Below are 14198 nucleotides of genomic sequence, written 5' to 3'. Positions count from 1 at the left end.
CATGAGCGGAACCGCAGTGAACGAGAGCGACCGGTTGGTCATCGGGGGCGCGGAGTTCGGCTCCCGCCTGATCATGGGGACCGGCGGGGCGCCGAGCATGCACGTGCTCCGGGAGGCGCTCACGGCGTCCGGCACGGAGCTCACCACGGTCGCGATGCGCCGGGTCGACCCGGCGGCGCGCGGGTCGGTGCTGGACGTGCTGCGCGAGTGCGGCATCACGGTGCTGCCCAACACCGCCGGATGCTTCACGGCGGGCGAGGCCGTGCTCACCGCCAAGCTGGCCCGCGAGGCGCTGGAGACCGATCTGGTCAAGCTGGAGGTCATCGCGGACGAGCACACCCTCCTCCCCGACCCGATCGAGCTGGTCGAGGCCGCCGAGCAGCTGGTCGACGACGGCTTCGTGGTCATGGCCTACACCAACGACGACCCGGTGCTCGCCCGCCGGCTGGAGCAGCTGGGCTGCGCCGCGGTCATGCCGCTGGGCTCGCCGATCGGGTCCGGCCTCGGCATCCGCAACCCGCACAACATCGAGCTGATCGTGGAACGGGCGAACGTGCCGATCATTCTGGACGCCGGGCTCGGCACCGCCAGCGACGCCGCCCTGGCGATGGAGCTCGGCTGCGACGCCGTCCTCCTCGCCACCGCCGTCACCCGGGCCAAGTCTCCCGTCATGATGGCCGCCGCCATGCGGCACGCCGTCGAGGGCGGCCGCCTCGCCCGGCTGGCGGGCCGCATCCCCAAGCGCCGCTACGCCCAGGCGTCGTCGCCCTGGGAGGGGATGAGCCGTCCAGAGTGAAGCAACGCTAATGGCCAATTTGAAGAAATAATCATTAGACCTGAACGGTCGCGCCCCACAAAACTGATCTCACCAGCACCGCAACCACCGGGCACCCTTCGGTGTTCGTGGAAGTGTCCCCAACTTAAGGTGCAGCGCATGGATCAGTTGAAGGCGGCCTCGCCGCGTGCGGAACGCCTGGCCATCGCGGCCGCTACCGTCACTGTGGTTCTGTGGGCCTCGGCCTTCGTCTCCATCCGCAGCGCCGGGCAGGACTACAGCCCAGGGGCTCTCGCCCTCGGGCGCCTCCTGTCCGGCTCGATCGCGCTGGGCGCCATCTGCCTGGTGCGGCGGGAGGGCTGGCCATCGCGCGCCGCCTGGCCCGGGATCCTCGCCTCCGGGCTCCTCTGGTTCGGCCTCTACATGGTCGCGCTGAACTGGGGCGAGCAGCAGGTGGACGCGGGCACCGCGGCCCTCCTGGTCAACGTCGGCCCGATCCTGATCGCGCTCCTGGGCGGCTGGCTGCTCAAGGAGGGCTTCCCGCCGCGGTTGCTGGCCGGCATGGCGGTCTCGTTCGCCGGCGCCGCCGTCGTGGGCGTCTCGATGTCCGACGGCGGGCGCTCCTCGCTCCTCGGCGTCGGGCTGTGCCTCCTCGCCGCCGTGACGTACGCGGCGGGGGTCGTCAGCCAGAAGCCCGCCCTCCGGCATGGCTCGGCGCTGCAGGTCACCGCGTTCGGCTGCGCCGTCGGCACGATCGCCTGCCTGCCGTTCTCCGGCCAGTTGATCTCCGAGGTGCCCGACGCCTCGCTGACCGCCACCCTGAACGTCATCTACCTGGGCGTTTTCCCGACCGCCCTGGCGTTCACCACCTGGGCCTACGCCCTGGCCCGGACCTCCGCAGGGAAAATGGGTGCCACGACCTACGCCGCCCCCGCCCTGGTGGTCCTCATGTCGTGGTTGTTCCTCGGCGAGGTCCCCGGCTGGCTGACCCTCCTGGGCGGCCTGCTCTGCCTGGCGGGCGTCGCCGTCTCACGCGGCGGCAAGAAGCCGACCGCAGCCCCCTCACCCGCCGTCGAGCCCGAGCCCGCAGCGGAGCACGAGCCCGCCATGGAGCCTGAGCCTTCCGCCGGGCCCGCACTGGGGCACGCTCAGGGCTCGATGACGCGCGCGACGAAGTAGACCGCGCCGGTCTGCTGGTGCCGGACGATGACGAGGAACGGACGGTCTACCAGGAACGGCACCGGCGTGCTGAGGTCGAGCGACATCGGCATCATGACGACAGCCGTCGCGGCGGCGCCCTCGAAACCCCGTTCGTCGACCGTCAGGACGGCCTTGTGCACCACCTGGTCGATCCAGATGCGCATCTCCTCGGTGATCGCGGAGAAGTCCGCCTCGCGTGTGAACGCCTCGTTCACGCCAAGGGCTTGGAGCGGCTCGTTGAGGATGGCTGCGCCCTCAATCCGGAACCTGGGCAAAGCCAGGTCGAGCTTGGCTTCCCCGCGATCGGCGTACAAGGAGCCGAGCACGTCCGCGGTCAGGGCGCGTTCCGCAGCGGCCAGATCGCCGTCCGGCAGCAGCACGTCGACCATGGCGTCGCCTTCGGTGGGCAGAGTCGCCATCCGCCAACCATGGCCCTCCGTGTAGCCGAAATGCTCCGACTGCCGCATCATCGGCACCTGACGGGTCCCGGAGGGGGCATGGAACGATGCGGGCTTGGTGATCGTGCGCTCGAACACGTTCAGCCAGGCCACCTTCATATAGAGCGCGTTGACGATGACGGCCGCCACATCCCGGTGGATCGTCCCGTCGGCGAGAAGATCCTTGATCAGCCCCCTCGTCGTCCGTTCCACGTCACGGTTGATCTCCTGCCGCGCCCCGTCGGGATCACCCGCGAAGTCGGCCGTGTGCAGCGCGCCGCCCGGCCATGAGAGCACGGTCTTCTGAAACTCCTCGCTGAAAGCGAGCCCGCCCTGCATCCACAGGTCGTTAGCGACGGCCATCTCCGCCCCGTCCCCGCCAGGCGGCCCGTCGATCCGGGCAGAGCGCGCCAGCACCGCCGCGACCTCGCCCAGGTCACCGTTCGGCGCGATGGCCGATGCCAGCTCGTCGTACGTCCGCCCCCGCGCGCCTGCGGACGCGATGCCGAGCGCCGCCGCCACCGAATATGGCGACCACGCGAAGTTCCGTCCGGCCGGCAACTCACGGAGTAGGGACAGCGTGAATTCAAGGTGAGGGACGTCCATACGGCCGACCCTAGGCGAGGCCGCAGGGGAATCCAGTCCCCTGGCGTGATTCATGCTCATACTCCCGAGTGATGAGAACACCGTGATTCCGCCCTTAAACTCGCTCTGATGGACGCGACGGTTGCAGACCCACTCGTCGGGCAGGTGCTCGACGGGCGCTACCGCATTGAGTCCCGGATCGCCCGTGGCGGCATGGCCACGGTCTATGTGGCCCGAGACATCCGGCTCGACCGTGAGATCGCCCTGAAGGTGATGCACTCCCATCTGGCGGCTGACGACGACTTCGTCAGGCGTTTCATCGGGGAGGCCAAGGCGGCCGCGGCGTTGTCGCACCCCAACGTGGTCGCGGTCTATGACCAGCGGACCGACGGCGAGCACGTGTTCCTGGTGATGGAGTACGTGCCCGGCCGGACCTTGCGCGACCTGCTGGACGAGCGCGGACGGCTCGGACCGCGCGAGGCGCTGGAGATCTTGCAGCCCGTGCTGGCCGCGCTGGGCGCCGCGCACCGCAGCGGGCTGGTGCACCGCGACGTCAAGCCCGAGAACGTGCTGATCACCGACGACGGCCAGATCAAGGTCGCCGACTTCGGGCTGGCGCGGGCCGAGTCCGCCAGCAAGATGACCCAGACCGGCCTCATCATCGGAACGGTCGGCTACTTGTCGCCCGAGCAGGTGCTCAAGGGCAGCGCCGACGTGCGTTCGGACGTGTACGCGGCCGGTGTGCTGCTGTTCGAGCTGATCACCGGCTTCCTGCCGCACCAGGGCGACTCGCCCCTCGCGGTGGCCTACAAGCACGTGAACGAGAGCGTGCCCGCGCCGTCCACGGTCGTGCCTGGGCTGACGCCGGAGATCGACCTGCTGGTCACCCGGTCCACCTCGCACGATCCCGCCCGGCGCCCCCAGGACGCCAACCAGTTCCTGGCCGCCACAGCCGAGGTCCACGGCGGGCTGCGGCGTGACTTCGACGAGCGCGTCGCGGCGGCCTCCCACTCCCAGACGGCCGTGTTCGAGGCGGGGCCGGCGGTCTCCGGGCACACCGCCGTCTACGGCGCCGAGCCGACCGTGCCCCCCGGCTACACGGCGTCCCCCGGCTACGAGGCCTATCCGCCCCAGCGCACCGCCGGCGACCGTGCGATCGGCGCCATCACCGGCAAGTACGTGCTCATCGCGATCGGCGCTGTCGCGGCCGTGATCCTCGGCTGGGCCGTCTGGTACCAGGTCTCCGGCCAGTACGACCACGTCCCCGACAAGATCGTCGGGATGGAGCTGAACGCCGCCAAGCAGCAGCTCCAGGACGACGGGCTGCAGGTGCAGATCGCCTCGGCGGTCTACTCCGACCGGGTCAAGAAGGGCCAGGTCGTCAAGTCCGATCCGCCGGCCGGCGCGCGCGTCTCCAGCGGCTCGCTGGTCACGCTCACCCCGTCCAGGGGCCGCACCCCCAAGGAAGTTCCGGACGTGGAGGGCAAATCCCTCAACGAGGCCCGGGACATCCTTCAGGACAAGGGCTTCACTCCCGGCGACGTCTTGAAGGAGTCGAGCACCTCCGTCGAAAAGGACGACGTCGTCCGCACCGACCCGGCGGCGGGCGAACGGCAGTCCCCCGACCAGCCGGTCAACATCGTGGTGAGCACCGGCATGTCCATGCCGCCGCTGGTCGGGCGCAACGCCGAAGAAGCCGAGAACCAGCTGCGCTCGATGGGCCTGGACGTCAACGTCGACAAGCAGGAGGACGGCGACAAGCCGCCCAACACGGTCCTCAGCCAGAAACCGGATCCCGGCACCGGCGTCTCCAGAGGCGACTCGGTGACGATCGTCGTCAACAAGAAGGACTGCCTCTTCGGCGACTTCTTCTGCCGGGACGGCGACGGGGGCGACGGGGAGAGGATCCCCGTCCCGAACGTGACGGGCCGCACGGTCGACGATGCCCGCCAGGCCCTGGAGAACTCGGGCTTCCGGGTCAACGTCGTCGGGATCACGGGCAACATCGTCAGGATCCAGACGCCCAACGGCGGCGAGGCCCCCCGCAACTCGACCGTCACCCTCGTCCGCGGCCCCTGACCAGCCCTCCCGCCACTAGGCTGGGAGGCCTATGACCTCTACGAAGAGCCCTGTGGGAGGGCATATCCCCGTCGCCGGCGGGATGGCCACCAAGGGACTGAAATACGCCGCCGAGATCGGCGCCGAGGCCGTCCAGGTGTTCGTGTCCAACCCGCGCGGCTGGGCGCAGGCGGCAGGCAAGCCCGATGAGGACGCCAAGATGCTCGAGAGCGGCGTCCCCACCTACGTGCACGCCCCCTACCTGGTCAACTTCGGCTCCCCCAACCCGGAAACGCTCGAAAAGTCGATCGCGTCGGTCCGGCACTCCCTCCAGCGCGGCGCCGCCATCGGCGCACTCGGCGTCGTGGTGCACACGGGCTCGGCCGTCACCCAGCCGTTCGACGACGCGATGCGGCAGGTGCGCGAGCACGTGCTGCCCCTGCTCGACGAGCTGCCGGACGACGGCCCCGATCTCCTCCTGGAACCGATGGCGGGCCAGGGCGCGATGCTCTGCGCGACCGTCGACCAGCTGGGGCCGTTCTTCGAACAGCTGGACGGTCACCCCAAGCTCGGCGTCTGCCTCGACACATGCCACGCCTACTGCGCCGGGCATGACCTGGCCGCCCCCGACGGCGTCCAGAAGACCCTCGGCCTGCTCGTGGAGACGGTCGGCACGGGCCGCCTCAAGCTCGTCCACGCCAACGACTCCAAGGACCCGTGCGGCTCGTTCAAGGACAGGCACGAGAACATCGGCGCCGGCCAGATCGGCGAGCAGGCGTTCGCCGATCTCTTCCGCCACCCGGAGGTCGCGGGCGTCCCCTTCATCATCGAGACCCCGGGCCGCGCCGCCGAGCCCCACCGCAAAGATGTGGAAACCCTGAAACGCCTCCGCGACGACGCGTAACCGTCTCAGCGCAACAACCCCGACCTGCACGCGAGCGCGCTAACGGGTCGTGAAGCGAGCCGAAGGCGAAGCTTCACGAGAGATCGCGAAGCGATGTCGCGCTCGCCGCTTTTGCGGTTCGGGTGCGAGCCGCCAGGCGAGCACCCGAGGCCGTAAAAGCAATAAATGCAGCTCGGGCGCTGCTGAACAACCCCCCGACTGTTCAGCAGCGCCCGAGCCGACCGCCATCGGATCCCACCCCCCCGGTACGGGATCCGACAGCTCCTGATCCGGCGTTCGACGTGCGTTCGCCGGATCTCCAGTGTCGTTCTGGCCGGGGTCTCGCGGGCCGTCTCCGGTCCCGCCCGCTTCCCCGTTGCGGTACTGAGAACACTAGAGGGGTCGTGCTGCCGATCGTGGGCTGGACGGGCGCACCCTCGATGAGCGGTGGGTAGTCATCGTTGTACGTAGAGTAGTCGCGCGATGAGCGGTCGGTTGAGAGCGTCCAACGGTTCCGTTCGCGTGTTGGGAACGATCCACGGGGAGCACCTGCCCGTTCACGGACGCGGAACGGTGCACTTCAGCGGATGAAAATCTCTTCGGGAAGGTGCAGGCGCGCGATCGCGCGGTCGGCGCGGCGCGGGATGTGACGCGGTGTGAGCAGCGACACGGTGATCGTCACCGCGACGCCGATCGGCACGATCGCCATCGCCGGCTGGGCGAGCACCGCGGCCGTCCAGCCGGACCACGGGCCGCCGAGGATCCAGGCGACGCCCGCCGCCACGGCGAGCCCGCCGCCGACCACCAGGCCGGCGCCCGCGCCGACCGGCGTCAGGCGGCGCCACCAGATGCCGAGCACCAGCAACGGGCACAGGGAACACGCGGAGACGGTCAGCGCGAGCGTCACCAGGCTTGCCGCGCCGAGCGGCCCGATCCGGGTCACGAGGGTGAGCGGTACCGCCAGGGCGAGGAGCGCGCCCACCCGGAACGCGGAGACGCCGCCGCGCCACAGGCATTGCGAGAACGTGCCCGCGATCGCCACCACGATCCCGCAGGACGTCGAGATGAACGCGGCGAACGCCCCTGCCGCCACGAGGGCGGTGAGCAAGGCCCCCACGGCGCCCGGTGCGAGCCTTTGCGGCAACATCAGGATCGTCGCGTCGGTGTCCCCGGTCATGAGGAGTTCCGGGGTGTAGAGGCGCCCCAGCGCGCCGTACAGCGCCGGGAAGACATAGAAGAGCGACAGGAGCACGGGGACGACCGCGGCGGTGCGGCGGGCGGCACGGCCGCAGCGGTCGGTGTAGAAGCGCATCAGGATGTGCGGCAGGCCCATCGTGCCCAGCAGCACACCGAGGAGCGCCGAGTAGGTCGCGAACAGCGGATGGCCCTCGCTGCGCCCGAACGGCATCGCCCAGGTGTGCCCGTCCTGCAGGGGCAGGCGTTCGGCATGCGGAACGGGTGCTCCCGCCCGGAAGACAACCGTGCTCCCCTCCCCCAAGATGTGCCGTCCGGCGGGGAGCGGGACTTCGGCCCCGTCGTAGTGCGTCCCGTCCAGCTCACCGCGTACGGTCACGACGGTGTCGCTCGTGACCACGCGAACGGCCACCTCGGCCTGTACCCGCACGGTCGTGGCACGGTCGAACGCGGGCAGCCGATCCGCGGTCGGGTCGTCACCGCCGTCCAGGTGCCAGAGCGACAGGAGCGCCACTGCGGGTACCGCCACCGCGACCAGCTTCACCCAGTACTGAACACCCTGCACGACGGTGATGCTGCGCATCCCGCCTGACAGGACGATGGCCAGGACCACCGCCACCACGACGGCCCAGCCGACCCAGACCGGCGCCCCGGTCAGCACGCGCAGCGTGACGCCCGCTCCCTGGAACTGCGGGAGCAGGTAGAACCAGCCGATGAAGCACACGCACACGCTGACGATGTGCCGTACGGCCCGTGAGCCGAGACGCCACTCGGCGAAGTCGGAGATCGTGTAGGCGCCGGACCGCCGCAGCGGGGCCGTCACGAACGCCTGCAGCAGCACGTAACCCGCAGCCGCCCCGATCGGCAGCCACAGCACGTCGGCGCCGTAGGCCAGCACCATCCCGGCCGTTCCCAGGAAGGCCGCAGCCGAGATGTACTCGCTGCTGATCGCCGACGCGTTCCAGGTCGGCGTGACGCCGCGGGAGGCGACGAGGAAGTCCGAGGTGGTGGGGGTGCGGCGCCGCCCGTACGAGCCGAGGACCGCGACCATGCCCAGGACGGCGACCAGCGCGGTGAGCGCGGCCGCCACGGCCATCACGATCATGACCGGTCCACCAGCCTGGCGAAGTCCCGCTCGATCCGCTCGGCCTGGCGCAGGTGCCGGGCGGCGGCGGCGATCCAGATCGGCTGGATGCACAGCGCGAGACCCAGCCACGAGACCGGGATGCCGTACACCCGCGACCGGCTCAGCGCAGGCAGGAGGACGAGCAGCAGCGGCAACCCGATGATCACCACCGCGACGACCGTGAGGGTGGCCAGCGCGGCGCGCAGCTGGGCTCGGATGAGCGTGCGCACGTACACGGCGCCGAGCTCGGTCTGCTCGTCGAGGTCGTGAGCGAGGCTCCAGCTCCGTTCGCTGACGGTGCCTCCGAGCCGGCGCGCCCGGTGTGTGCGCGGGCTCGCCACCACGACCCGCCGCTGGTCAGACATCCTCGGCCCGTTCCCGAGTCGCCATGCCCTCCGCGCTCCGCTCCTCTGCGCCCCGCTCCTCTGCGCCCCGCTCCTCCGCGCTCCGGCTGTCAAGCACGCCCCGGGCCGCGCGGACGGCGCGGGTGTGGCGGGTGTCGCGGATGTCGCTGTTGTCGTGGGCGTCGCTGTTGTCGTCGGGCTCGGTGTGGCGGAAACGGCGGACGAGGAGGTCGCGCACCTCGCGGGTGTGGCGCCGGCTCACCGGGAGCAGTTCCGCGCCGACCTGCACGGCCGCCCGCCCGCCGTCGAAACGCAGCTCGCTGATGTGGGCGGACGCGACGAGCGTGCTGCGGTGGATGCGGATGAACCCGGCGGCCTCCCACCGCCGGGCCAGCGAGGCCAGCGGCATGCGCACCAGGTAGCTGCCGTCGCCGGTGTGCAGCCGCACGTAGTCGCCCTGCGCCTCGACGTGCGTCACCGAACGGCGGGAGACCAGGCGGGTGCGTCCGCCGAGCTCGACGGGCACCATCTCGTCCGCGGCGGGCTGCTCCGGCGCCCCGTCCTCGCGCGACTGCCGGTGCACGGCCTCGTCGACGCGGCGGACCGCCTCGGCGAGCCGCTCCGGCCGTACCGGTTTGAGGAGATAGTCCAGCGCGCCGAGCTCGTACGCGGTGACCGCGCAATCGTCGTGCGCGGTCACGAAGACCACCTCGGGCGGCGACGCGAACCCCGTCAGCAGCCGGGTGAAATCCAGGCCGTCCAGACCCGGCATGCGGATGTCGAGAAAGACCGCGTCGAGGCGTTCACCGGCGACGAGCATCCGGCTGAGGTCGCGCAGCGCCGCCGCCGCGTCGCCGGCGCCGGTGACCTGCTCGATGCGCGGATCCTCGCGCAGCAGGTAGAGCAGCTCCTCCAGTGCGGGAACCTCGTCGTCAACGGTCAGGACACGCAGCATAAGAGGACCTTGCCGTGATTACTCTGCGTCCGCAATCGATTTCGCTATGCGAGGTCAATGTCTTTCTCAAATTGGCCGAGGCCGTGCCGGGGATCAGTCCGGAAAGACGCCCGGACGGTACTTCGGCACCCGAAGGTTGACCTTGGCCCCGGCGCCGAGCGCCGTCTCCACCGTCATCCCGTACTCGTCGCCGTAGACCTGCCGCATGCGCTCGTCCACGTTCGCCAGGCCGATTCCGGCGCCCGCGCCCGACCGACGTTCCCGTCCCGCCGGGCCGGCGCCCGCGGAGAGGACCTCCCGCAGCCGGTCGGGGTCCATGCCGACGCCGTCGTCCTCGACGCTGATGGCCGCCTCGGCGCCCGCGTCGCGCGCCACGATCCGGATGTGGAACGACTCGCGGCTGCCCTCCATGCCGTGCCGGATGGCGTTCTCCACCAGCGGCTGCAGTGACAGGAACGGCATCGCCACAGGCAGCACCTCGGGCGCGACCTCCACGCTGAACTGCAGCCGGTCGCCGAACCGCGCCCGTTCCAGCAGCAGGTAGCGGTCGATCGAACGCAGCTCGTCAGCGAGCGTGGTGAAGTCGCGCGGATTGCGGAACGAGTAGCGAGCGAAGTCGGCGAAGTCGAGCAGCAGCTCTCTGGCCCGTTCAGGATCGGTCCGGACGAACGAGGCGATCGTGGTGAGGGAGTTGTAAACGAAGTGCGGGGAGATCTGCGCACGGAGCGCCCGCATCTCCGCCTCGGCGAGACGGGCCCTGGACGAGTCGAGCTCCGCCAGCTCCAGCTGACTCGAGACCCAACGCGCCACTTCTCCCACCGCACGGACGCGGGCGGCGGAGGCACTCGGGCCGTACGCGGCGATCGCACCCTCGACGCGCCCCTCGACCGACAGCGGGGCGATCATCGCCACCCGGATCCGGCACAGCGGGTCGTCACAGCCGTTGAGCTCAGGGGCCACCACGCGCGGCCGTCCCGAGGCGAGCACCGGCTGGGCGTGCAGCAATGCCTGGCAGGCGTGCACATCACCGCCGGGACCTTCCCAGACCAGCAGCCGCCCACGCTCGCCGTCTGTGTCTTCATCTGTGTCCGCAGCCGTAGCCGTGTCCGTGGCGTGGCCGTCGCAGTCGTCAATGTCGGCCTCGGCGTCGGCGTCGGCGTCGGGCGGCTGGACGGCGACGAGCGCGACCGCCTCGGCCCCCAGCAGGATGCGCAGGTGCTTGGCGGCCTTGCGCGCAGACTCCCGGTTCAGCCCGGCTCGCAGCGAGGGTGAGGCACGGGAGATGGTGTGAAGGGTCGCGAACGTCGCCTCGTCAGCGAGGGTGCCGAATCCACGCCGCCGGGCCCGCAGCCAGCGGCGGACGGCGCTCACGAACAGCGCCGTCCCGGTGACGACGATGCACGCCGCCACGTCCAGCACAGAGGGTGAGATCACGACGACCCAAGGTAACGCTCTGCAGGCCCCCGCGTGGCGAGTCCCGTACATCGGCGGTCAGGGCCGGCCGACGGTCAGAGCGGCGGGGTCTCGCCCTCGTCCTCCTGGTAGGAGTAGCGCTGCTCGCTCCAGGGGTCGGCCACGTTGTGGTAGCCGCGTTCCTCCCAGAACCCGCGCCGGTCCTTGACCAGGTACTCGACCCCTCGGACCCACTTGACGCTCTTCCACGCGTACAGGTGCGGCACGACGATCCGGATGGGGAACCCGTGGTCGGGGCTGATCCGCTCACCGTTCCGGTGGGTGGCGAAGAGCGTGCCGTCGGCCAGGAAGTCACTCATCCTGATGTTGGCGCTGTAGCCGTACTCGGCCCACACCATCACATGCGTGACGTCCGGGGCGGGCGGCGCGAGCTCGACGATCGCCGAGCCGGAGATGCCCTCCCACTCGTTGTCCGGGATCGTGAACTTGGTGACGCAATGGAAGTCGGAGACCGCCTTGGTCCGCGGCAGCGCGTCGAACTCGTCCCATGTCCAGCGGTGCTGCTCGCCGGACTCGGTCGCGCCGAAGACCCGGAAGTCCCAGTCTTCGGGACGGAACTTGGGCACCGGACCGTAGTGCAGGACCGGCCAGCCCCGGGGGATGTACTGCCCGGGCGGCAGTGGCTTTTCGGGTGGCGACATGACGCGGCCATACTGCCATCCGGGGTGAGGTGAGCCATATTCGCCCCCTCCTCGCCGGTTCACCCACCCCCATGGGCTACGCTGTCGGGCATGCGCAACGTGATCTATTTCTTTTGGTACGACCAGCCCGGGAGGCTGGTCTGCCAGACGCTGCGCTGACAGACCACAAGGTGAGAGCCCCGGGCCGTGATGGCCCGGGGCTTTCGTCGTTTCAGGGATGAGGGAGAGGCAGCAACCATGGTCGTCGTCATGGCCCCGGAGGCCAGCGAAGCAGATATCAAGGCCGTCGTCTCACTAGTCGAGACGGCGGGCGGTGACGCGTTCGTGAGCCGCGGGGTTCAACGCACCATCGTGGGGCTGGTCGGCGACGTCCAGCAGTTCGGGTCGCTCAACATGCGCGGCATGCGCGGCGTGACCGACGTGATACGGATTTCGGCCCCGTACAAGCTGGTCAGCCGCGAGAACCACGCCGAGCGCACGGTCGTCCGCGTCGGTGGCGTCCCGATCGGGCCGGGCACCATGACGCTCATCGCCGGGCCGTGCGCCGTGGAGACCCCGGAGCAGACCCTGGCGGCGGCGCAGATGGCCCAGGCGGCCGGCGCCACGCTGCTGCGCGGCGGCGCGTTCAAGCCGCGCACCTCGCCGTACGCCTTCCAGGGCTTGGGCGAGGCCGGGCTCCGCATCCTCGCCGACGTCCGCGAGGAGACCGGCATGCCGGTCGTCACCGAGGTCGTGGACGCCCACGACGTCGAGCTCGTCGCCTCGTACGCCGACATGCTGCAGATCGGCACCCGCAACGCGCAGAACTTCGCGCTCCTGCAGGCGGCCGGCGAGTGCGGCAAGCCGGTCATGCTCAAGCGCGGCATGAGCGGCACCATCGAGGAGTGGCTGATGGCCGCCGAGTACGTCGCGCAGCGCGGCAACCTCGACATCGTGCTGTGCGAGCGCGGCATCCGCACGTTCGAGAGGGCCACCCGCAACACCCTGGACATCTCCGCGGTCCCGGTCGCGCAGCGCCTCTCCCACCTGCCGGTGATCGTGGACCCGTCGCACTCCGGCGGCAGCCGCGACCTCGTCCTGCCGCTCACCCGGGCCGCGATCGCGATCGGCGCGGACGGCGTGATCATCGACGTGCACCCGCATCCGGAGACCGCCCTGTGCGACGGCCCCCAGGCCCTGGTGGACGGTGACCTGAGGGAGCTCGCCAAGGTCGTGCGCGATCTGCCCCCCATGGTCGACCGCGAACTGACCCAGGCCGCCGACGGCGTACCCGCCTGAGCACCCTCTCCTCATCCCCGTCACGCCGTGATCATGCAGCCGGAGATCCCGCACCAGTCATGATCACGGCGGATGGTAGGGTCTCGCCCATGGCGTACTGGACCCCCAATCTCGGACCGCCCCGCTCCTGACCGGGGCGTGGCGACTCTTCTCACCCTGAGAATGCTGCGAGACCGGCGCTGACGCGCGTCCGGTCTTGATCTTCTGCGCCCCGGATTCGAACCACGCTCTCCCGGTTTCGAGTTCAGGAGCAATTCTTCGTGTCCGTACGCACTTTCTCCCAACGCGCCTTCTCCCAACGCGCTCTTTCCCGGCGCACTCCTTCCCGTCCTGCGCCCGTGCGCATGGGAGGCACCGCCGACATCCTCGTGGCCGCCTGCCTGTGGGGCACCACCGGGACGGTCCGCACGTTCGTCGACGGGGCCTCCAACGTCTCGATCGCGGCGTCCCGCATCGTCCTCGGCGGCAGCTTGCTGCTGGCGCTCGCCCTGGTGACCGCCCGCGGCGGCATGGTCCGGCTGCTGAGCACACGCCGCGACCGGGCGCTGGTCGGCCTCGGCGCGGTCGCGATCGCCGTCTACCAGGCGGCCTTCTTCGTCGCCGCGGCCCGTACCGGCGTGGCGGTCGGCACCGTCGTCACGATCGGCAGCGCACCCGCGTTCGCGGGCCTGCTCGGCGCGATCACCCGGCAGGCCACGCTGACACCCCGGTGGCTCGCGGCGACCGCCGGGGCGGTGTTCGGCTGCGCTGCCCTCGTCGGCGGCGGTGAGTCGGCCGGGGTCGAGCCGGTCGGCGTGGGGCTTGCCCTGCTGTCGGGACTGGCGTACGCGGTGTACGCCAGCGTCGCGTCCGCGTTCATCTCCCGGGGCGAGGACGACCGGGCCGTGGTGGGCACGCTGTTCGGGGTTGCGGCGATCGTGCTGCTGCCCGTACTGGCGATGTCCGGACCCGGCTGGATGACCACCTCCTCGGGGGCACTGATCATCCTCTATCTGGGCGGGATCACGACGGCCGGCGGGTACATGTTGTTCGCCCGCGGGCTGCGCACCACCCCGGCGACCACGGCGACGACGCTGACGCTCGCCGAACCGGCCGTCGCCGCCGTGCTGGGGGTCGTGGTGCTGGACGAGCAACTCGGCGGCCTCGCCCTGGCGGGGCTGGCCCTGCTGGCAGTGAGCCTCTTGCTGCTGATCCTGCCGTCCCGCAAGTAATCCGCAACTGATCTTGCCTGCCCGCAGCTGAACGGGTG

Annotated in this window: 12 protein-coding genes; 6 read left to right on the top strand and 6 right to left on the bottom strand. The window is 70.5% G+C overall.

All coding sequences use genetic code 11. The features are described from left to right. The first annotated feature begins 1 nt into the window (after window position 1). Entirely contained in the window at window positions 2-796 is a 795-nt protein-coding gene (locus tag ACH34W_RS06160) for a thiazole synthase (RefSeq protein ID WP_395959720.1), read from the top strand. A gap of 138 nt (window positions 797-934) precedes the next feature. Beyond that, on the top strand, window positions 935-1954 hold the full coding sequence (locus ACH34W_RS06155; protein ID WP_395959719.1) for an EamA family transporter: 1020 nt from the start codon (window positions 935-937) through the stop codon (window positions 1952-1954). Here ACH34W_RS06155 and ACH34W_RS06150 read toward each other — a convergent pair. Continuing rightward, entirely contained in the window at window positions 1924-3018 is a 1095-nt protein-coding gene (locus ACH34W_RS06150; protein ID WP_395959718.1) for a serpin family protein, read from the bottom strand. The two genes, ACH34W_RS06155 and ACH34W_RS06150, sit on opposite strands and share 31 nt — an antisense overlap. A gap of 108 nt (window positions 3019-3126) precedes the next feature. On the opposite strand from ACH34W_RS06150, the gene pknB reads away from it, so the two are divergent. Both pknB and ACH34W_RS06140 read left to right on the top strand, forming a co-directional pair. Beyond that, window positions 3127-5076, top strand: coding sequence for a Stk1 family PASTA domain-containing Ser/Thr kinase (gene pknB, locus ACH34W_RS06145; protein ID WP_395959717.1), 1950 nt, complete (start codon window positions 3127-3129; stop codon window positions 5074-5076). A 31-nt stretch (window positions 5077-5107) separates the two neighbouring features. Then, window positions 5108-5959 (top strand): deoxyribonuclease IV, encoded by an 852-nt coding sequence (locus ACH34W_RS06140; RefSeq protein ID WP_395959716.1) that lies wholly within the window; start codon window positions 5108-5110, stop codon window positions 5957-5959. 559 nt (window positions 5960-6518) lie between these two features. Here ACH34W_RS06140 and ACH34W_RS06135 read toward each other — a convergent pair. The 5 genes from ACH34W_RS06135 to ACH34W_RS06115 all read right to left on the bottom strand — a co-directional run bounded on the left by ACH34W_RS06135 (window position 6519) and on the right by ACH34W_RS06115 (window position 11671). Further along, window positions 6519-8237 carry a cation acetate symporter gene (locus tag ACH34W_RS06135; protein WP_395959715.1) on the bottom strand — a complete coding sequence of 573 codons (1719 nt, stop codon included), beginning with the start codon at window positions 8235-8237 and terminating at the stop codon, window positions 6519-6521. Then, window positions 8234-8623, bottom strand: coding sequence for a hypothetical protein (locus tag ACH34W_RS06130; RefSeq protein ID WP_395959714.1), 390 nt, complete (start codon window positions 8621-8623; stop codon window positions 8234-8236). The genes ACH34W_RS06135 and ACH34W_RS06130 overlap by 4 nt, the downstream gene beginning before the upstream one ends. Further along, window positions 8616-9557: a LytR/AlgR family response regulator transcription factor gene (locus ACH34W_RS06125; protein WP_395959713.1), complete on the bottom strand. Its 942-nt coding sequence runs from the start codon at window positions 9555-9557 to the stop codon at window positions 8616-8618. Before ACH34W_RS06125 ends, ACH34W_RS06130 begins: the two co-directional genes overlap by 8 nt. A 93-nt stretch (window positions 9558-9650) precedes the next feature. Continuing rightward, window positions 9651-10991 carry a sensor histidine kinase gene (locus ACH34W_RS06120; protein ID WP_395959712.1) on the bottom strand — a complete coding sequence of 447 codons (1341 nt, stop codon included), beginning with the start codon at window positions 10989-10991 and terminating at the stop codon, window positions 9651-9653. A gap of 74 nt (window positions 10992-11065) precedes the next feature. Next, window positions 11066-11671, bottom strand: a complete 606-nt coding sequence (locus tag ACH34W_RS06115) for a sulfite oxidase-like oxidoreductase (RefSeq protein WP_395959711.1) — start codon at window positions 11669-11671, stop codon at window positions 11066-11068. A gap of 237 nt (window positions 11672-11908) precedes the next feature. On the opposite strand from ACH34W_RS06115, the gene aroF reads away from it, so the two are divergent. Together aroF and ACH34W_RS06105 are read left to right on the top strand one after the other, a co-directional pair. Further along, window positions 11909-12949 carry a 3-deoxy-7-phosphoheptulonate synthase gene (gene aroF / locus ACH34W_RS06110; RefSeq protein ID WP_395959710.1) on the top strand — a complete coding sequence of 347 codons (1041 nt, stop codon included), beginning with the start codon at window positions 11909-11911 and terminating at the stop codon, window positions 12947-12949. Window positions 12950-13209: 260 nt separating this feature from the next. Then, window positions 13210-14160 (top strand): EamA family transporter, encoded by a 951-nt coding sequence (locus tag ACH34W_RS06105; protein WP_395959709.1) that lies wholly within the window; start codon window positions 13210-13212, stop codon window positions 14158-14160. Window positions 14161-14198 lie beyond the last annotated feature (38 nt).

This window comes from Actinomadura sp. 6N118 (assembly GCF_044326415.1).
Taxonomy (GTDB): Bacteria; Actinomycetota; Actinomycetes; order Streptosporangiales; family Streptosporangiaceae; genus Spirillospora.
This window is presented reverse-complemented; position numbering and strand designations above follow the sequence as displayed.

Bases quoted from the DNA above. Each gene is read 5' to 3' on its own strand.
- ACH34W_RS06160 (WP_395959720.1), top strand. From the start codon at position 2: ATGAGCGGAACCGCAGTGAACGAGAGCGACCGGTTGGTCATCGGGGGC.
- ACH34W_RS06155 (WP_395959719.1), top strand. From the start codon at position 935: ATGGATCAGTTGAAGGCGGCCTCGCCGCGTGCGGAACGCCTGGCCATC.
- ACH34W_RS06150 (WP_395959718.1), bottom strand. From the start codon at position 3,018: ATGGACGTCCCTCACCTTGAATTCACGCTGTCCCTACTCCGTGAGTTG.
- pknB (WP_395959717.1), top strand. From the start codon at position 3,127: ATGGACGCGACGGTTGCAGACCCACTCGTCGGGCAGGTGCTCGACGGG.
- ACH34W_RS06140 (WP_395959716.1), top strand. From the start codon at position 5,108: ATGACCTCTACGAAGAGCCCTGTGGGAGGGCATATCCCCGTCGCCGGC.
- ACH34W_RS06135 (WP_395959715.1), bottom strand. From the start codon at position 8,237: ATGATCGTGATGGCCGTGGCGGCCGCGCTCACCGCGCTGGTCGCCGTC.
- ACH34W_RS06130 (WP_395959714.1), bottom strand. From the start codon at position 8,623: ATGTCTGACCAGCGGCGGGTCGTGGTGGCGAGCCCGCGCACACACCGG.
- ACH34W_RS06125 (WP_395959713.1), bottom strand. From the start codon at position 9,557: ATGCTGCGTGTCCTGACCGTTGACGACGAGGTTCCCGCACTGGAGGAG.
- ACH34W_RS06115 (WP_395959711.1), bottom strand. From the start codon at position 11,671: ATGTCGCCACCCGAAAAGCCACTGCCGCCCGGGCAGTACATCCCCCGG.
- aroF (WP_395959710.1), top strand. From the start codon at position 11,909: ATGGTCGTCGTCATGGCCCCGGAGGCCAGCGAAGCAGATATCAAGGCC.